This window comes from Mycobacterium deserti (genome assembly GCF_025345615.1).
GTDB lineage: Bacteria > Actinomycetota > Actinomycetes > Mycobacteriales > Mycobacteriaceae > Mycobacterium > Mycobacterium deserti.
In genome coordinates this window covers 413334-429614 of the sequence record NZ_JAODWD010000001.1, presented here as the reverse complement: position 1 = coordinate 429614, position 16281 = coordinate 413334, and the positions used below count along the sequence as shown (strand labels likewise).

The following is a 16281-nucleotide window of genomic DNA, read 5'->3' as shown; positions in this document are numbered from 1 at the left end:
CAGATCGGTGTCACGGATGGGTGACCAAATAGGTCTCGTTGGTCAGTCCAGCGGTCAGTTCCTCGACGATGAAGGGCCGGTCCAAACGGGCGCGCAATTCAGCAGGGTCGATGAGCAGGCTGATCTCAGCAGTCTGGCGCGCAAACAGCCTTCCGATTCTTGGGTAGAGCCAACGCATGACGGCGCGTTCCGCTGACGTGCATCGCGACGCGCAATAGCCGACGTGCCCGATTTCATCGGTCAGGATTTCGCTGTAAAGCCGCTCGATTCGCTCGCAGACTTCGGGTTCGTCGGCGAACAGCTCAACACCGACGCGGCGCAGTTCGTCGAACATGATGCAGCCGGCCATCTCCGCCGCTCCGACGAAAACGAACCCCAGCCGCTCCGGCAGGAAGACCCCGGTCTTGACGAACTGACGCATGACGAACGGTGGTGGGACGACTTGGAACGTCAGCTCGAATACGTCCAGCACGTAGGCCAGCAGTCGGGTGTGGTAGTGCTCTTCGAGTTCGAGATAAACCCGTTCGGGCGGGAGGCTCTCGTCGCTGTTGAGGCCGTAGGTCTCGCCGAGGCCGACTCCAAATCGTTCGGCCTGATTGAGCTTGGCGGTGGCCAGCAGAAACAGCATCTTCCTGTCCAAGCCCGGTTCGGGTTTCCTTCGTCGCATGTTCCGCAGGAACGTCGTTCTGTCAGCGGGGTGCAGGGATCTGACGGGGTTCGTTTCAAGGTCGTCGAAGAAGTCTTCCCGATTGGCCAAGCGGCGGTTGAGTAGATCGGCTTCGCCATCACGCCTCTTCAGGAATTCCCGGTAGCCGTCGATTCTGGTGTCGTTCATCGTGTCTCCATTCCTTTGACGATGGTCCTGACATACCGGCCCACAAGGGCATCCGACGTCGCGGAAGATTGACCGCCAGTCGCGAGCAGCGCGAAAAGTCCGGTCATGAAGAACACTCCAAGTTCGGCGGCGTCAGACTCCGCAGGAACCCGGCCCGCCCCCTGTGCTCTGGCGATCGCAGCAATGACGAACTCCGCCAGGGGGTGCTGCGACACTTCGTCCTCGACTGGTCGGTTCGCGGAGAAGTGCAACCCCAACATCTCGCGGAACACCACGGGACCCAAACGGTGCTCGGCGGCGACGACATGACGAACCAGGAGCGTCAGGACTGACACGAGGTCCTCGGAATCGGTCTGTGCGACGTCGAGTTCAGCGACGATCCTGGCCTCTTCGTTGAGTTCCAACTCGACCAGAACGTGTTCCTTGGTCGGGAAGTGAAAGTAGAAGGTGCCACGCACGACACCCGCCCCGCTGGCGATGGCGGTGACGTCAGCACCGGCCAGCCCAGACCGGCCAATTTCGGCCAATGCGGCATCGAACAGACGTGCTCGCGTTTCCTGCATTCGTACCTGTCGAACGCCGCCACGCGTTGCGCGGGTCTCCGCGACGGCGCTCTGCGACTTCACGCGGGCAACGTAACCACACTCATTGGCACTCGTCAATGACGGCCGTCAGTGAATGTCCTAGGGCACAGGAAGTGAGCCGGTGGTCGACGAATACGAGCAGCGGTGGCGGGGAGATCTCTCGGCCGATGGCGTTTAGCGCGGCGGCAGCCATCCGGTGATGCGCAGATACGGCTCTGCGCCGCTGTTGGCATCGGGTCTGCCTGCCTGTTCGACTTCAGCCAGCTCGGCGTCGACCTCCATCACCAGGTCCTCGCTGTCGACACTGGGCGGCAGCTGGCGATACTTCTCGCGAGGATCGGGCTCGGCCATGGCCGGAACTTTACGCCCGGGGTCCGAGCGCGAGCATGTCCGCAAACACGAGAGGGGCTCGATAAGGCAGAATTGCGGAAGTGACACGGCCGCCGCAGCACCCCGGTCAGCCTGACTGGCGCGGCAGGGGACAACCGCCACCTCGCCCCCCGGGCCGGCCGGTGCCGCCCGAAGCGCCCACTGAGCAGATCCGCGCTCGTCAGCGCCCTCCGAACGTCGGTCCGCCGCCGCCGAGCCCGCCGCAGCGGTATCCGCGTCCGCCGTCGCCCGCCGATGTGCGCACCACCCAGCAGTTCGAGCGCTATCCACCGCCGCCGCCACCGCCACCGCCACCGCCGCCTGAGCAGCCAGCCGCGCCGGGGAAGCCGCGCCGGCGCAACCGCACGACGGTCATCCTCACGGCAATCATCGTCGTCGCCCTCCTCGTCGGCGGTCTCGCCGGCGGCGAACTGTATGCGCGCCAGCGGGCCGACAGCATTCTGACCGAGGTCGCCCAGTGCGTCGTCGAGGACGGCGCCACCATCTCGTTCGGCGTGAACCCGCCGTTCCTCTGGCAGCACATCACCGGCCACTACACCAATATCTCGGTCGTCACCGCCGGCGATCGCGTCCAGAGTGCGGACGGTATGACCGCCGACGTGACACTCAAGGACGTCCGATTGCAGGAGACGGCGGACTCCAAGGGCACCATCGGCTCGCTCGAAGCCACCCTCAGCTGGAAATCAGCCGGCATCAAAGACACTGTGGCCGAGAACCTTCCGGGTGTCGGCAACCTGATCACCGGCGTGACCACCGAGCCGGGCGCGGGCACCGTCGTCCTGCAAGCCGGCGACAACAGCGTGACGGCCAAGCCCGTCGTCGCCGACGGTGATCTCAACCTCGAGGTGCTAGAGGTCGTCGGCCCGCTACCCAAGGATGCGGTGCAGTCCGCCCTGAACGACCTGACGAAGAAACTCAACGACAACTATCCGCTTGGCATCCACGCCGACAGCGTCGAGGTCACCGACGGGGGAGTCGTCGGCAAGTTCTCCAGCCAGAACGCGTCGATCCCCAGGGAAGACGACAACCCCTGCTTCGCGCGCCTCTAGGGCAGTAGGGCTTCGCCGATCACGCGCCTGTTCCAGGCGCGGTATGCGTCCACGCTCCAGCCGTCGCCGCGCGTCACCCGCAGGAAGACCTCGAAACCACCGAGAACAGCGGCGGTCTCGACCAACTCGTCGAACGGAACGTCGTCGCGCAACCACCCGCGGTCGCGGAATACCTCGAGCACTCGCCGGATCTGTGATGTGACGCTTGCCGTCAGATCGTTCTGATAGCGGTCCAACTCCGGGTCGGCGGTAGCGGCGCCGATCAGCGCCAAGCCCAACTCGGCGCACCGCTGGTGGACCTCCGTCTGCGCCGCGGAGAGGAAGTCGAGCGCCTGTGCGGGGTCATCGATGGCCAGAAACTGGCGGCCGACATCGAGATTGAGAAGGTTCTCCTCACCGGACACTCCGAACGCCGCATACTCGATGGCTGCGATGAGCAAAGCGGCCTTGGGTCCTTGACCCTGGACCGTTTCGGCGGACACCCCCGCGTCGGCGGCGATCTTCGCGAGCGTGGTGCGCGCGTACCCGTCGGCGGCGAACAGTTTCGCCGCGCTGGCCACGACCCGCGATCGGGTCGCATCGGCCTGCTGCTGGCGCAGCGCCGACCGATAGGGACGAGATGCGCCGCGGGATATTGACTTGGGTGACACAGTAATGAATACTACAGCACAGTATCCATATCTGCCGGGGGGCGGCCATGTCATCGATCCTGATCGGAAGTTTTCCTGCAGTCGGCCATGTGACGCCGTTGTTGTTCCTCGCCCGGCAATTCGTCGAGCGCGGCGACGACGTGCGGTTCCTGACCGGTTCGATGTTCGCCGAGAAGGTCGTCGCAACGGGCGCGACGTACCTGCCGCTCCCCGACGAGGCCGACTTCGACGACACGCCACTGTTGGAACTCTTCCCCGAGCGGGCGAAGGTCAGAGGCGCCAGGGCAATCGCCTTCGATCTCGAGCATGTGTTCATTCGGCCGGCCGAAGCTCAGTACCGCGCCATCATGGCGGCCCTGGCGGCACAGCCCGCGGACGCCATCCTTGCCGATCCCGCATTCTTTGGTGCCGCGTTGGTCCTCGGGCACGAGCGCGCTCTGCGGCCCGCCGTCGTGCAGTGCGGCGTGATTCCGCTTCCGATCGAGAGTCGAGACACCGCTCCCTATGGCATGGGTCTGCAACCGAGTCGCGTTCTCAACCGCCAACGCAACACCATGCTCGCGGCGCTGAACCGCCGGGTGCTTCGCCGGCCTGCCAAAGTCGTTGACGACCTGCACACCGCAATCCACGGCGCTCCGATGACGGGCGCGCTCACCGACTGGGGTCGACGCGCCGACGCGCTGGTGCAGTTCACCGTGCCGTCGTTCGAATACCCGATGTCCGACGCGCCTTCCACTCTGCACTTCGTCGGCCCGCTGTCGGCGACCGGCTCGCAGGCTCCGCTGCCGTCGTGGTGGGGCGACCTGGACGGCAAACTGCCCGTCGTGCACGTCACGCAGGGCACGGTGGCCAACGCCGACTACGGCCAAGTCATCGGGCCGACACTGCGCGCACTTGCTGACGAAGACGTGCTGGTCGTCGTCACGACCGGTGGCCGCCCGGTGGACACGCTGCCGCCGCTGCCGTCGAACGCTCGCGCGGCAAGCTACCTCCCGTACGACGAATTGTTGCCGCGCACCGCGGTTTACGTCACCAACGGCGGGTATGGCGGCGTCCAGTACGCCCTCCGCTACGGCGTGCCGATCGTCGCCACCGGCGGCAAGGAGGACAAACCCGAGGTCGGTGCGCGGGTAGCGTGGTCGGGCGTCGGCAGGCGGCTGCGGACCGAACGGCCGACGGTACGGGCTCTTCGGCGGGCCATCCTCGGCGTCCTCAACGAGCCGTGCTACCGGCAGGCCAGCAGGCGCATCGCCGACGAGATGGCTGCGGCGCCGGGCTTCGCCGGCCTTGCCGGCATCGTCGACCGCGAGTGCGCGCCCCAGGGTGCGACCAACTCAGACCGGTGATGAATTCACCACGACGGCAATCTCCTTGCCGAGTTGGTATCCGGGTGCCAACGGCAGCTCGTCGCCGCTCCAGAACGAACCCGGGTCGAACCAGTTGAAGTGCTTCTCCGTCGACAACAAGCCCATCTGCTCGTAGGTGATGGCAACGGTCTCGGCGCAGTAGGCGGTCTCGAGGCCCACTTGTAGCCTCTCGACCTTCCTGCGCTGCGTGGCTTCGCGGACCTTGCTGTGCACGAACGGTAATCCGCGGGTGAAGTCGGCGACGGCGAGCCGTCCGCGAAACCAGCGTCCGGTGAGGCGGGCGGTGGTGGGAAACGGCGTACCATCCATGCGCGCAACGACTTTGAGTGCGCGGTCCTCCTGGTCACGGTTGGCGAAGGGCGTGAGCTCTCGAAACCAGCACCTCTGGTGGTACTTGTGCACCCACCGCTCCACGACCTGGCGCGCGTCGTTGAGCTGAACCCCGCGGTGGTTGTCGCCCGTCCACATGTCGGTCAGCTTGTCGCCGAGTTCGGCGTGCCAGATCAGCGGCGGTAGATCCTCGATCGCGATCGTCATGCCCACGTGGTTGACCGGGGCGTTGGTCATCGACTGTATCGCGCGGTCAGGACCCGAACTGCCGCGGAACAACCACAGATCCCCGGTCCGCGTCTCGTCGAGTGCCCTCTCCAACGACACGGTGCTTTCGCTCACCCGGGCAGCTTAGGCAGACTGATGCCTTATGCGCGGCATATGGAAGTGGGTCGGACTGGCCGGCGTGGCAGGTGTGGTGGCTGGCGGTGTGCTGGTCGCTCGCGACCAACGCCGCCGTAACGCCTACACCCCCGAGGACATTCGGGCGCGGCTGCACCAACGGGTGGCCGAAGCGAAAGACTAGGTCGAGACGGCGTAGAGCCGATGCGAGCCGCTGAAGCCCTTCAGGCTGGCGTCGCGGCCGTCGTCGAACGAGATGTCCTCGGTGTCGCCGAGCGCATTGCGGACCGCCTCGCTGACAAGTATCTCGCCGCCGTCGGCCTCGCCTGCCACCCGCGCCGCCATCGCGACATTGCGGCCGAACAGGTCGTCGCCGCGTCGTACTGACTTGCCAGTGTGAATGCCGATGCGCACGCGGATACCGCCGGGCCGTTTGCGCAGCGCGCGTTGCACATCCAGGCTGCACCGCACCGCCTGCTCGGGCTGCGCGAAGGCCACCATGAACCCGTCGCCCTGGCTCTTGACCACATGACCCGAGTGCTGCTTGACGTGCCTGCGTACCAGCTTGTCGTGCCTTCCGAGAAGTCGCACCCACGCGCGGTCGCCGATGCGTTCATTGAGCGCGGTCGACTCCTCGATGTCGGAGAACAGGATCGCCACTCTGCCGTTGGATGCCAGCCGGGCCAGGTCAGGGCGCTCGACCTCGGCCCAGTCCGCGAGGTCTTCGACCGAGGACCGCACCGCCGCCCCGAGGCCGTCTTTGCGCAGGATGTTCGCGGTCTGCCACACGTGCTTGACGGCCTCCCGACCACCGCTGAACAGCATGTTTCTCGTGTCGACCCGGTGGCGCAGCTCGTCGGCTTCGCGCCTGCTGCGCATCCACAGGACCGACACCACGGCCAGCGCGACGGCCTCGACCGCCGCGATGCCGCCGAGAACGTAAGCGGCGATCTGCGTACCCATCACCGTCTAAGTATTGGATGCTGGTTCGGTGATGCCCGAGGCGCCCTACTACGAGAGCCGATACATCCGCGCCAACCACCCCCATCGTGCGCAGGCGCTGTGGCTGCGCCAGACGCTGCTGCTGCCGACGGCCGGTGACCCGGTCGCCGACGTATGGCTGATGATGTTCGATCCAGAAGGGGAGGGCAACCGTGCGCGCAAGGAGCCTTATCCGGTCGGCGCCGCGACCTACGACTACGACGACTGGACCGCGCGCATCGGCGACGCCACTCTCGACGACCGGTCTGCGCAGGGCGCCATCGCCAGTAGAAGCGGTTCGGCACGTTGGGATCTCACGATCAACCGAAGCGGTCAGGAGCCGGTGAGGCTGTTGACCGAACGTGGGTACCGCGCGAAGATCCCGACCGCGAAGACGATGGTGCGCGATCCGCTTGCCCAGTTCGACGGCATCGTCGAAGTCGACGGCGTCAGCCTCTTCGTCGACGGGTGGACGGGCAGCGTCAACCACAACTGGGGCACCCGACACACGCCGGCGTACGCGTTCGGCCAGGTGTGCGGCTTCGACGATGCGCCGGACACGACGCTCGAGATCGTCACCGCACGCGCACGGGTCGGGCCGCTGCTCACACCGTCGGTCACGCTGTTGGTGTTCCGGCACGAGAGGGTGGAGATCGCTGTGCGTTCAGTGCTCGGCAGCCTGCAGACGCACGGCCGGTACCGACCGTTCCACTGGACGTTCGGCGGGCGGGTCGGCGAGCAGATGATCGAGGGAGAGATTGTCGCCGAACCCTCGGATGTGATCGGTCTGACGTACACCGACACCGACGGCGGGTCGAAGTACTGCTACAACTCGGCGATCGCAAGCTGCCGAGTCGAGTTGGCGGGCAAGGCGTTCGAGCGGGCAGAACTCACCGCCACGCGCCGGGCGATGTTCGAAATACTCTCCGACGTCCGCCACGACGCGGTGCCGCTGCTGGCCTAGGCCTAGGCGAAGGCGTTGGTGACCGTAGCGAGGTCGAAGTAGTCCTTCCAGGAGGCGATCCTGCCGTCGACGACTTCGAAGACGCCCATGACCGGCAGCGCGAGCCGGCCACCGTCCCTTCGGCGCATCACATCGGTGCGCTCGTTCATGACGGTGTTGCCGTCACTGACCTGTCGGTGCACCTGAAAGTCGATGCCGTCGAAGTCCGCGGTCAACCCGGCGATGAACTCCCTGATCGCGTCGGGGCCCTGCACCGGTTCCATCGGAATATTGTGATAGACGCCGTCTTCGGTGAAATATCCTGCCAGCTCGGCCGGATCGGGTGAGGCCCACTTCTTGCAGAACTCGGTGACCACATCGTCGGGGGAGCGTGTCATTCCTCGATGCTAGACGCCCGATCCGGCCATTCGCGCTAGAAGCCTTCGGTCAGCACCCGGTCCAGGGTGTCGACGTAGAAGTCCGCGCCCTCGAGGTCAATGCACAGCGGCGGCTTGGTTTTCAGGATGTTCAGGTGGTCACCGGTCGGTTGGATGATGACGCCGAGTTCGAGCATGCGATCGCAGATCGCCGCGGTCTCCTCGGTCGCCGGCTCCAGCGTTTCGCAGTCGCGGACCATCTCGACACCGAGGTACAACCCGATGCCGTGCACGGTGCCGATGATCGGATGGCTGTCCCGCAGCGCCAGTAGCCGCGACTTCAGGTGCCCACCGACGGTCACGGCGTTCTGCTGCAATCCCTCGTCGCGCAGCACATCGAGCACCGTCAGACCGATCGCACACGACAGTGGGCTTCCGCCCGTCGACGAGAAGAAGTACCCCTGCGAGCGGAATCGGTCGGCGACCGCGCGGCTGGTGATCACCGCGCCCAGCGGATAACCGTTGCCCGTCGACTTCGCGATAGACACGATGTCGGGCACGACGTTCTGCTGATGGAAGCCCCAGAACCATTGGCCCAGCCGGCCGTAGCCGACCTGCACCTCATCGGAGATCGCCAGCCCGCCACCGGCTCGCACGGCCGCATACACCTGCTGCAGGTAGCCGTCCGGTAGCGCCATGCCGCCCGCATTACCGTAAACGCTTTCGCAGATGAATGCCGCCGGTGCGCGGCCCTCGGCGATCAATGCCTCGATCGCACGTACCGCGTCATCCGCGTACCGAGCGGCCTGCTCACCCCGGTACTTGCCGCGGAAGCTGTTCGGTGACTCGACGGTATGCACCCAATCCGGGCGTGTGGCAAGCGCATTCGGGTTGTCGGCGATCGACGTCGACACCGCGTCGGTGCCGTACGTCCACCCGTGGTAGGCCTCCCTGACCGCCATCACATCGCGGCGGCCTGTCGCTGCGGTGGCCAGCCGAATCGCCAGATCGCTTGCCTCCGAGCCCGAGTTGACCAGGAAGACGGTGTCCAACGGCTCGGGCAGCGTCGCGGCCAGTCGCTCGCTGAACTCGACAACGGCTTCGTAGTTGAAGCGCGAGTTGGTGTTCAGCTTGCGCAGCTGGCGGGCCGCGGTGTCGGCGACGCGCGGATGAGCGTGCCCCAGCACGGTGACGTTGTTGACCATGTCGAGATAGCAGCGGCCCGCGGTCGAGAGCAGGTAGTTGCGCCAACCGCGTTCGATCTGCGGTGGCTTGCGGTAGTAGTGCTCCTGGACCGGCGCGAAGCTCGCGTCGCGGCGCGACAGCAGGTCGGCGTCGGGGGCCAGCTCCCGCGCCTGCAATCCGAGCAACGGTCGCGGATCGCGGGTCAGCGCAAGCCAACCCGGGGCGAGCTCCGCCGTGGTGAACGGTGGCGCGGCAGGTGCGCCGGTCGGGCGCACGCCGATCTCGACCCATTGTCCGCCCGTGGCTTCCGCGAGTGGCTCACCCGTCAGGAGGGTGCCCGCCCCGACCGTCCGCGCACCCGTCAGGGTCAACTCGTGCTCGCGGCCCCGGAATGTGAGGGCCTCGGCGGAGGCGTCGACGACCTCGCCGTCCCACGGCGCGACCATCCGCAGAGCCGAGATGGGCCGAACGCCGATGCCGGTGGGGATGACGGCCGGACTGTCGTGGCTCAGCTTCGGCGCATGGCTCAGCCGCGGCTCACCGTACGTCGTGACGACCAGGTGTGTGTCGTCTTGCGTTGCGGCATCAGCGAACTCGTCAACGACGGTAGGCGTCATCCAGCGGCCTGCGTCGAAGGCATCAGATGTCGTGGACAGGTCCAAGGTCACCACCGAGGCGGGGTCGACGTCGACAACCGGAACGGCTGGGCGTAGGGGATCCGGCGCGGGCGCCATCCCCAAGTCCGCTTGGATGACCGCGGTCATGACGTCGAGCGGTAACGAGGTCGCCTGCTCGAACATCCGCCACTCGTCGTCAGACTGCTCGGTGATGTAGGCGTTGTCCGGGTCAAGTGTCGCCTGTTGCGCGCCGCTGACGATCAGCACCGCGGTACGCAGAACCAGCAGTGGCCAGAGCGCTTCGGCCTCGACGACGCTCAGTGGCCGAATCTCGTTGAATGCCCGGATCGCAGGCAGCACGGCGGTCGGATCGGAACCGGGATGGCCCAGCACACACGACGCGGTGACCGCGAGTTCGGAAACCGCCCAGCTGCCGGTGAGGTCGCCGAAGTCGATGACACCGTCGGGTCGTCCGCCCGATAGCACGACGTTCGCGTCCGTGAGATCCAGATGCACCGCCTGGCGCGGTAGCCGGTCGGCCAGTGGCGCGATGCGCGCCCAGGCCGCGCCGGCGGCCGCCTCGACAAGCGATCGACGCGACGCGTCGACGTGCGAAACGAGTTGACGTACCACGTCGGCGCCATACCGAAGGTCCCATTGCAGGATGCGGTCCAGACCCGGGTGCGTGAACCCGGCCAACGCCCGGCTCACCCGACCTGCCACCTCGCCGAGTCCCGCCACCGCCGTCGGCGACAGGTATCCCGAATCGACCAGTGTGCCGCCGGCCAGGAATCGAAGTAACCGCACGTAGGCGGTGTCCGCGAGCAATCCCGTTACCGCCGTGCAGTTCTCGCCGGCGAGGTTCGGCAACGGAACCGCGACGCGCAATGACGGTTCGGTCGCCGCGATCAGCTGCGCCGCCAGGTCTTGAGCCTCGATCTCGACGGCGCTGAAGACCGGGTTGGCGACCTTGAGTACGCCGGCGACGTCGCCGTCGGCGGCGGTCACCAGAAAGTTCTTGTCCTGCTGGCTACCCAGTGAAGTGACCGTTGCCCTGCGGCCGAAATGCTCGGCCAGGATCTGTTCGGCCTGCTCGACGCTCACTCGCGGTGCGGGCAACTCCGGCTCTGCCAGGAAGTTGAAGCCAATCACCGGCTGACGAATTCCACCACGACTTCGGAGAACGCGTCGTTGTCGTCGCCTGCGGCGGTGTGCCCGGCCTCGGACAACTCGACGAATTCGGCGCGGGGCACCTTCTCCAGAAAGTCCTTGACGCCCTCGGCGCTGACCACGTCGGAGAGCTTGCCGCGGATCAGCAGGATCGGGATGGTCGACTCGATCACCGCCCGCTCGAGCTTCTCCACCCGGACGAACGGATCGTCCATCGGGGCCGTCAGAAACGCCGGGTCCCAGTGCCAGTACCAGCGGCCGTCGTCGCGCAGCCGGAGGTTCTTCTTCAACCCCTCGGGGCTGCGCGGCCGGGCCCGGTGCGGCAGGTACCCCGCCACCGCGTCGGCGGCCTCATCCAGAGTCGCGAATCCGTGCATGCCGCTGGCCATGAACTCGCGGATGCGGGCGCTGCCGCCCTTCTCGTAGCGTGGCACCACGTCGACGAGCACGAGCTTGGTGACCTTTTCCGGGCCCGCCGCGTGCGCGACCAGCATCCCGGTCATGCCGCCCATGCTCGCGCCGATCAGGATCGCCGGCCGGCCGATCTGCTCGAGAACCCGCAACGTGTCCGCGCACAGCGCGTCCACCGTGTAATTGGCGTCGGGTGCCCGGTCGCTGTCGCCATGCCCTCGACTGTCCAGCGCGACAACGTGGTACCCCCGGTCGGCCAGGATCTGGCCGGTGTTCTTCCACGAGAAGCGGTTCTGACCGCCGCCGTGCAACATCAGCACGGCGGGCGTGTCGGCCGGTGCGTCGGGGTTCCATTCGTCTGCGGCGAGGGCTAGGTCCTCGACGCCGCGGAACGTCACGGTGTGCGGTTCGCTGCGGGTAGTGCTCACAGACGTCCTCTCGGCTGACCCCGAAGGGTCACGTTACTCAGGAGACAATTTAGGGGGATCCCCGGCCTGATTGATGAGCGCGTCAATATACTTTGCCGGTGCAGCCCGACACCGTCTCCGACGACGACCGCAGCAGCATCATCGACGCTGCCTACGAGTGCCTGTCCGAGCCGCACAGCGGGCCGATCCCGGTCGCCGCGATTCTGCAGCGCGCCGGCGTCTCGACAAGGGCGTTCTATCGCCACTTCGAATCCAAGGACGCGCTGTTCCTGGCGATGTTGCGTGAGGAGACCGATGCGCTGGCCGGCAGGCTCGATCAGGTCTGCGCGGAGGCGCAGGGAGGTCCGGTCGACGCGCTCAAGACCTGGATCGCCGGCATGTTCGGGTTGATCCACGACGACCAGACGCGCATGCACTTCACGGTCATCGACTCCGACGAGGTCCGCGCGGCCAAGGGCTACCGCGAGACGCGGGAGAAGGCGCATGCCGACCGGGAGCGCTCCCTGGTCAAGATCCTGCGCCGCGGCCGCGACGACGGCACTTTCCCGCTGACGGATCCTGAGCAGGATGCGGTCGCGATCAGCGCGGTGACCAGCAAGTTGATGCTGAGCCAGTCCTACCAGGATCGGGACCGGATGCAGAAGGCGCAGGATCAGATCCTCGACTTCGCGTTGCGGGCCCTCGGCGCCCGCCGATGACTCTTCACCACCGCGTCGGTCTATAGGGCATGCCATCCATTACGCCCTCGCTGTGGTTCGACAACGACCTCGAAGAAGCCGCACAGTTCTATACGTCGATCTTCCCCAACTCGTCGATAGAAGGTTTCGAGCGCTACACCGACGCCGGGCCGGGCACGCCCGGTGAGGTGGTGTCAGGCACGTTCGTACTCGACGGGCAGACGTTCATCGGGATCAACGGCGGGCCGCAGTTCCCGTTCACCGAAGCTGTGTCCTTCACGATCAGCTGCACGGACCAGGCCGAGGTCGACTACTACTGGGACCGGTTGGGCGACGGCGGCGAAGAGTCGCAGTGCGGCTGGCTCAGGGACCGATTCGGGTTGAGCTGGCAGATCGTGCCCAACCGGCTCAACGAGTTGATCGCCGATCCCGACCCGGCCCGCGCCGCGGCGGCGACCAAGGCCATGCTCGGGATGCGCAAAATCATCGTCGCCGAGCTGGAGGACGCTGTCCGCGACGCCTGAGGCTCGGGCTACACGCGTACGACGATGCCCTGGGTCAGCGTAACGATGACTGCCAGCGCAAGGATGAACGCGTAGCAGCCGACTGTCAGTCGGCGGGTCTCGCGCCACAAACCCGACTTGGTGGGTGGGGGCAGGAAGAACTCCGCGGGCATATCTTTCATGCTCTTGCGCTGGAAGTCCGATGAGTCAGTCATGGCACGCTCTTCCGGTCAGGGGACGTAGACACTGTCAGCGCCGAGTACCGAGCGCAGGATCAGTAGTGGGCCGACGAGGAATAAGGCGAAGCTGAGCTGGAAGCCGACGCACCAGGCGCCCAGACGCATCAACTCGAACTTCCACCGTGCGATGGTGACGTCGTAGTTGAGGAAGTGGTCGTATTCCTGGGTCTTGGTGAGCCGTGCAGGTTCGGTGCTCAGTGCAACGGAACCGGATCCAACCGCCGACACCGGCTCACGTACCAGAACTTTAGGACTGGTGAATCGTTCAAGGCCAAAGAATCGTTCCAGATGGTTGAGGCCGCGAACAGGGGGCTTGCCGGCCCAGTAGGCGATGAGGTTTGGCCACGTGCACATGATGCCGATGGTCCACAACAGGGTGATACGACCACCGCTGTCCCACTCGAGCACAGGGCCGATGCCGGGGTCGTAGGTCCACCATCCCATCGCGGTGGCCGTGCCCTCGACGACGAAGTCCCACACGTAATTGACCGGAATAGCCAGCACGATCATGGATTTGAGCATGCTCCAGCCGAACCGCGAAGACACCCACTGGCTTAGCCACAGCACGAGCAGGGCGTGCACGCCCCAGTACGCCGCGTAAGCGAACGGCATGAACAGCGGGTCGTTCGGCGTCTTCAACGGCAGCCAGTCCAGGAGGTGATGCTCTGCGAATGCGGGGCTGTAGAACAGCATTTGACCCCAGTCGCCTGCGGTCTCCATCCAGTACACCGCCATGCTGTTGAACAGAAAAAGGAATCCCCAGGTAAGTCGGCGTCGACGGACGACATCGGCGATCGCTAGAACGATGAATACGCTGCCCGCAATCGGGATCACCCAGTTGAAGAACCACACCCCAACAGGGTCCGCCGTCACCGGAGGGATTAGTTCCTGCGCTACGAGAACCATGGCACCCCTTTGCGGTTCGGCTTTAGTGAAGTAACCTTCACTAAAATCAGTCAGGTGTCAACCATCGATTCGACCGCTGGAGGGCGCGTGGACGAACGTCGGGTGCGCGAGTTTCAGGCAGCCTCGTTACAGCGTCACGCCATCGAGTTCGGGGAATGGATGGTGCGGGCCAGCAACGAGCGGGCCCGCGCACTGGGCCACCGCCAGTTGCGACCGGCACATGCGCGGTTGATGGTCTTTCTCGGCTGGGACGGCAGCCGGATCACCGACATCGCTCGGGCGCAGGATGTTTCGAAGAACGCCGTCAGCCAGCTTGTGACGGAACTCGAAGATCTCGGCTATGTCGAACGGGCTTCCGATCCCGCCGATGGGCGAGCCAAAATCGTCCGCTACACCCGCGAGGGGAGAGCGCTGATCGCCGACGCGGCCACCATCGCCGAACGACTCGACGCTGAAATCGAGGCAATCATCGGCGCGCGAAAGCTTGCCGACCTACGGTCGACGCTCGCTGAGATCTGCCGTCACCTCGGTATCGGACCGGCGCCCTGATTAAGGCGCGCTGACGAGCCGCGCCACGTTCTCGGGCCAGTAATCGCCGCAAGCTTGCGCCCATGGCGAACACTGTTTACTATACGGCGTATGGCAGGCCGCCCAAAGGTGCGCAAAGAGCGCCTCGATGAGCAGGCGATCGTTGACGCGGCACTGAAGATCGCCCGGAAGCGCGTGTCCGACTTGACCATGCGCGCAGTCAGCGACGAACTGAAGGTATCCGTCGGGGCGCTGTACAAGCATGTGGTCGGACGAGACGAGCTCTTGGCGCTCGTGGTCGAGGAAATCTTAGGCCAAGCTCCACGGATTCACCCTGACGCCAGCGACGGTTGGCTGGCTCTGCGCGCCCAGGTTCTGGGCATTCAAGCGCTGATGGACCGGTATCCGGGGCTGGACGACGCGGTGATCGCGCATTCGCCGAATTCGCCGAAAGCCAACGAACTTCGCGACGAGGGCATGACCGCGTTGCAGCACGAGGGGCTCACGATCGATGAGGCTCACAAGGTCTATCGCGCGGTGACGTGGCTGTGGCTGGGCTCGCGGGCGGCGTTGGAGGGACGGGCGCGGCGACAGGCGGACATCGACACCTTCGCCGAATCCCTGGACGTCTTGATCCGGGGACTCAAAAGCCACATGGAGGCAACCGAACTCGTTCGATCGACAAGTCAGGAGTTGCGATGAAGTTACCGACTTCCAAGGGTGCGGCAGTCGCCCTGTTCTTCATATTGGCGGCGGCCTGGATCATCACGATCGTGACGGTCCAGGCGCTGCAGGTCGCTCACTACCGATAGGAAGCACCATGTTGCAGGATGCACTACTTCTGGCCGGCATGGTTGCGGCCGACGCGTTGATTCTAGCGGTGTGGTGGTTCTTGGGCAGCAGGTTGGTGCCCGCCGAATCCAGTCCACCCGCGGCGGAGTCGACTCTGACGAAAACGCCTCGGCTGCACAAGGTTTTGACCGTCATCTGCTTCATGCTCCTGATCGGTCTTCTCGTTGAATGTATGGCAATGTTCCCCGCGATCCTGGTGAGGTTCGGATGGTCCTGAAAGAGAACCCCGTAGACGTCGGTCCTGACGAAGTCCCCTCCGGGAAGCCAAGACGGTTTCTTGAGGCAGCGGACGGTTGGTTGCTCGTCGGCTGCATCCTGTCCGGCACGATGATTCTTGGGCCCATCGGCCCGATCGTGCTGGGCATCGCGCTATGGAAGCTGTACAAGTCGGTCAAGGCTGGGACGAATGTGCGACCGTGGGCAGCGACGGTCATCGCGACCTTCTGTATGGTCGATGGCCTGATCAATTTCTCGCCGTGGTCATTTGACACCTTCGCGCATAACACCGTACTGGGCGAGACATTCATCACCGGCTATGGCCGATTCTTCGATGGCGCCTTCTACGTCGACTACAACAGCGGTGCTCTCGGCGGAATCCCCAACACTGCTGAGAAGATGTGGCAATACCTCGCCGTGTTCATCTTGATGCCGATGCGGGTGGTCAGCGTCTGGGCGTTCATGCAGATGCGCACCTGGGGTCTGCATTTCATGAAGGTGTCAGCGTGGCTGTATCTGTTCCTGTGGGCCGGCTACACGATGGCGATGAGTATGGACTTCGAAGAGCGCATGGCCACTTCAGAATTCGGACTCGGCTGGTGGTTGTTCAACCTCTTCTACCTCTCACCGGTCTTCGTGCTGCCCTACCTCTACACCGTGGACAAGAGCCGATGGTGTCGCTGACTGACCGCCGGATGCCG

Annotated in this window: 21 protein-coding genes; 10 read left to right on the top strand and 11 right to left on the bottom strand. The window is 65.2% G+C overall.

What is annotated here, in order from left to right; all coding sequences use genetic code 11:
- Positions 1 to 10: 10 nt before the first annotated feature.
- From N4S67_RS02155 to N4S67_RS02145, 3 genes are all read right to left on the bottom strand, one after another.
- On the bottom strand, positions 11 to 835 hold the full coding sequence (locus N4S67_RS02155; protein WP_260991289.1) for a hypothetical protein: 825 nt from the start codon (positions 833 to 835) through the stop codon (positions 11 to 13).
- Positions 832 to 1461 (bottom strand): TetR/AcrR family transcriptional regulator, encoded by a 630-nt coding sequence (locus N4S67_RS02150; protein ID WP_390893177.1) that lies wholly within the window; start codon positions 1459 to 1461, stop codon positions 832 to 834. Before N4S67_RS02150 ends, N4S67_RS02155 begins: the two co-directional genes overlap by 4 nt.
- 132 nt (positions 1462 to 1593) lie before the next feature.
- On the bottom strand, positions 1594 to 1770 hold the full coding sequence (locus tag N4S67_RS02145; protein WP_260991288.1) for a hypothetical protein: 177 nt from the start codon (positions 1768 to 1770) through the stop codon (positions 1594 to 1596).
- Between the two features lie 80 nt (positions 1771 to 1850).
- Between N4S67_RS02145 and N4S67_RS02140 the strand changes: the two genes are divergently transcribed.
- Positions 1851 to 2858, top strand: a complete 1008-nt coding sequence (locus N4S67_RS02140; protein WP_260991287.1) for an LmeA family phospholipid-binding protein — start codon at positions 1851 to 1853, stop codon at positions 2856 to 2858.
- Here N4S67_RS02140 and N4S67_RS02135 read toward each other — a convergent pair.
- On the bottom strand, positions 2855 to 3508 hold the full coding sequence (locus N4S67_RS02135; protein ID WP_260991286.1) for a TetR/AcrR family transcriptional regulator: 654 nt from the start codon (positions 3506 to 3508) through the stop codon (positions 2855 to 2857). The genes N4S67_RS02140 and N4S67_RS02135 overlap by 4 nt on opposite strands.
- Before the next feature lie 47 nt (positions 3509 to 3555).
- Between N4S67_RS02135 and N4S67_RS02130 the strand changes: the two genes are divergently transcribed.
- Entirely contained in the window at positions 3556 to 4854 is a 1299-nt protein-coding gene (locus tag N4S67_RS02130) for a glycosyltransferase (RefSeq protein WP_260991285.1), read from the top strand.
- On the opposite strand, the gene N4S67_RS02125 is transcribed toward N4S67_RS02130, so the two are convergent.
- Positions 4843 to 5532 carry a guanylate cyclase gene (locus N4S67_RS02125; protein WP_260992015.1) on the bottom strand — a complete coding sequence of 230 codons (690 nt, stop codon included), beginning with the start codon at positions 5530 to 5532 and terminating at the stop codon, positions 4843 to 4845. The two genes, N4S67_RS02130 and N4S67_RS02125, sit on opposite strands and share 12 nt — an antisense overlap.
- A 43-nt stretch (positions 5533 to 5575) precedes the next feature.
- Here N4S67_RS02125 and N4S67_RS02120 point away from each other — a divergent pair, with 43 nt between their 5' ends.
- On the top strand, positions 5576 to 5731 hold the full coding sequence (locus N4S67_RS02120) for a hypothetical protein (RefSeq protein WP_260991284.1): 156 nt from the start codon (positions 5576 to 5578) through the stop codon (positions 5729 to 5731).
- Here the strand turns inward: N4S67_RS02120 and N4S67_RS02115 are convergent.
- Positions 5728 to 6510, bottom strand: a complete 783-nt coding sequence (locus N4S67_RS02115) for an adenylate/guanylate cyclase domain-containing protein (RefSeq protein ID WP_260992014.1) — start codon at positions 6508 to 6510, stop codon at positions 5728 to 5730. The genes N4S67_RS02120 and N4S67_RS02115 overlap by 4 nt on opposite strands.
- 31 nt (positions 6511 to 6541) lie before the next feature.
- On the opposite strand from N4S67_RS02115, the gene N4S67_RS02110 reads away from it, so the two are divergent.
- Positions 6542 to 7492, top strand: a complete 951-nt coding sequence (locus N4S67_RS02110; protein WP_260992013.1) for a hypothetical protein — start codon at positions 6542 to 6544, stop codon at positions 7490 to 7492.
- 2 nt (positions 7493 to 7494) lie between these two features.
- Here N4S67_RS02110 and N4S67_RS02105 read toward each other — a convergent pair whose 3' ends face one another.
- Genes N4S67_RS02105 through N4S67_RS02095 form a run of 3 tightly spaced genes read right to left on the bottom strand, consistent with a single transcriptional unit; the run spans position 7495 to position 11659 of the window.
- Complete coding sequence (locus N4S67_RS02105) at positions 7495 to 7869, bottom strand: nuclear transport factor 2 family protein (protein ID WP_260991283.1); 375 nt, start codon at positions 7867 to 7869, stop codon at positions 7495 to 7497.
- Between the two features lie 35 nt (positions 7870 to 7904).
- Positions 7905 to 10802, bottom strand: coding sequence for an aminotransferase (locus N4S67_RS02100; RefSeq protein WP_260991282.1), 2898 nt, complete (start codon positions 10800 to 10802; stop codon positions 7905 to 7907).
- Positions 10799 to 11659 (bottom strand): alpha/beta fold hydrolase, encoded by an 861-nt coding sequence (locus N4S67_RS02095; protein WP_260991281.1) that lies wholly within the window; start codon positions 11657 to 11659, stop codon positions 10799 to 10801. The genes N4S67_RS02100 and N4S67_RS02095 overlap by 4 nt, the downstream gene beginning before the upstream one ends.
- 98 nt (positions 11660 to 11757) lie before the next feature.
- Here N4S67_RS02095 and N4S67_RS02090 point away from each other — a divergent pair, with 98 nt between their 5' ends.
- Both N4S67_RS02090 and N4S67_RS02085 read left to right on the top strand, forming a co-directional pair.
- Positions 11758 to 12357: a TetR/AcrR family transcriptional regulator gene (locus N4S67_RS02090; protein ID WP_260991280.1), complete on the top strand. Its 600-nt coding sequence runs from the start codon at positions 11758 to 11760 to the stop codon at positions 12355 to 12357.
- Between the two features lie 29 nt (positions 12358 to 12386).
- On the top strand, positions 12387 to 12860 hold the full coding sequence (locus N4S67_RS02085) for a VOC family protein (protein ID WP_260991279.1): 474 nt from the start codon (positions 12387 to 12389) through the stop codon (positions 12858 to 12860).
- A gap of 8 nt (positions 12861 to 12868) precedes the next feature.
- Here N4S67_RS02085 and N4S67_RS02080 read toward each other — a convergent pair whose 3' ends face one another.
- Complete coding sequence (locus tag N4S67_RS02080) at positions 12869 to 13054, bottom strand: DUF7156 family protein (RefSeq protein ID WP_260991278.1); 186 nt, start codon at positions 13052 to 13054, stop codon at positions 12869 to 12871.
- 15 nt (positions 13055 to 13069) lie between these two features.
- Complete coding sequence (locus tag N4S67_RS02075; protein ID WP_260991277.1) at positions 13070 to 13984, bottom strand: spirocyclase AveC family protein; 915 nt, start codon at positions 13982 to 13984, stop codon at positions 13070 to 13072.
- Positions 13985 to 14038: 54 nt separating this feature from the next.
- On the opposite strand from N4S67_RS02075, the gene N4S67_RS02070 reads away from it, so the two are divergent.
- The 4 genes from N4S67_RS02070 (at position 14039) to N4S67_RS02055 (ending at position 16264) form a co-directional block, all read left to right on the top strand.
- Entirely contained in the window at positions 14039 to 14533 is a 495-nt protein-coding gene (locus N4S67_RS02070; RefSeq protein ID WP_260991276.1) for a MarR family winged helix-turn-helix transcriptional regulator, read from the top strand.
- 90 nt (positions 14534 to 14623) lie between these two features.
- Positions 14624 to 15214: a TetR/AcrR family transcriptional regulator gene (locus tag N4S67_RS02065; RefSeq protein ID WP_260991275.1), complete on the top strand. Its 591-nt coding sequence runs from the start codon at positions 14624 to 14626 to the stop codon at positions 15212 to 15214.
- 118 nt (positions 15215 to 15332) lie between these two features.
- Positions 15333 to 15581 (top strand): hypothetical protein, encoded by a 249-nt coding sequence (locus N4S67_RS02060; protein ID WP_260991274.1) that lies wholly within the window; start codon positions 15333 to 15335, stop codon positions 15579 to 15581.
- A gap of 110 nt (positions 15582 to 15691) precedes the next feature.
- Complete coding sequence (locus tag N4S67_RS02055; protein WP_260991273.1) at positions 15692 to 16264, top strand: hypothetical protein; 573 nt, start codon at positions 15692 to 15694, stop codon at positions 16262 to 16264.
- The last annotated feature ends 17 nt before the right edge of the window (positions 16265 to 16281 follow it).

What these genes read in the sequence shown, in the direction of transcription:
- N4S67_RS02130 (WP_260991285.1), top strand. Translation starts at nt 3,556, where the DNA reads ATGTCATCGATCCTGATCGGAAGTTTTCCTGCAGTCGGCCATGTGACG.
- N4S67_RS02075 (WP_260991277.1), bottom strand. Translation starts at nt 13,984, where the DNA reads ATGGTTCTCGTAGCGCAGGAACTAATCCCTCCGGTGACGGCGGACCCT.
- N4S67_RS02060 (WP_260991274.1), top strand. Translation starts at nt 15,333, where the DNA reads ATGTTGCAGGATGCACTACTTCTGGCCGGCATGGTTGCGGCCGACGCG.
- N4S67_RS02120 (WP_260991284.1), top strand. Translation starts at nt 5,576, where the DNA reads ATGCGCGGCATATGGAAGTGGGTCGGACTGGCCGGCGTGGCAGGTGTG.
- N4S67_RS02145 (WP_260991288.1), bottom strand. Translation starts at nt 1,770, where the DNA reads ATGGCCGAGCCCGATCCTCGCGAGAAGTATCGCCAGCTGCCGCCCAGT.
- N4S67_RS02065 (WP_260991275.1), top strand. Translation starts at nt 14,624, where the DNA reads ATGGCAGGCCGCCCAAAGGTGCGCAAAGAGCGCCTCGATGAGCAGGCG.
- N4S67_RS02080 (WP_260991278.1), bottom strand. Translation starts at nt 13,054, where the DNA reads ATGACTGACTCATCGGACTTCCAGCGCAAGAGCATGAAAGATATGCCC.
- N4S67_RS02110 (WP_260992013.1), top strand. Translation starts at nt 6,542, where the DNA reads ATGCCCGAGGCGCCCTACTACGAGAGCCGATACATCCGCGCCAACCAC.
- N4S67_RS02105 (WP_260991283.1), bottom strand. Translation starts at nt 7,869, where the DNA reads ATGACACGCTCCCCCGACGATGTGGTCACCGAGTTCTGCAAGAAGTGG.
- N4S67_RS02155 (WP_260991289.1), bottom strand. Translation starts at nt 835, where the DNA reads ATGAACGACACCAGAATCGACGGCTACCGGGAATTCCTGAAGAGGCGT.
- N4S67_RS02055 (WP_260991273.1), top strand. Translation starts at nt 15,692, where the DNA reads ATGATTCTTGGGCCCATCGGCCCGATCGTGCTGGGCATCGCGCTATGG.
- N4S67_RS02115 (WP_260992014.1), bottom strand. Translation starts at nt 6,510, where the DNA reads ATGGGTACGCAGATCGCCGCTTACGTTCTCGGCGGCATCGCGGCGGTC.
- N4S67_RS02085 (WP_260991279.1), top strand. Translation starts at nt 12,387, where the DNA reads ATGCCATCCATTACGCCCTCGCTGTGGTTCGACAACGACCTCGAAGAA.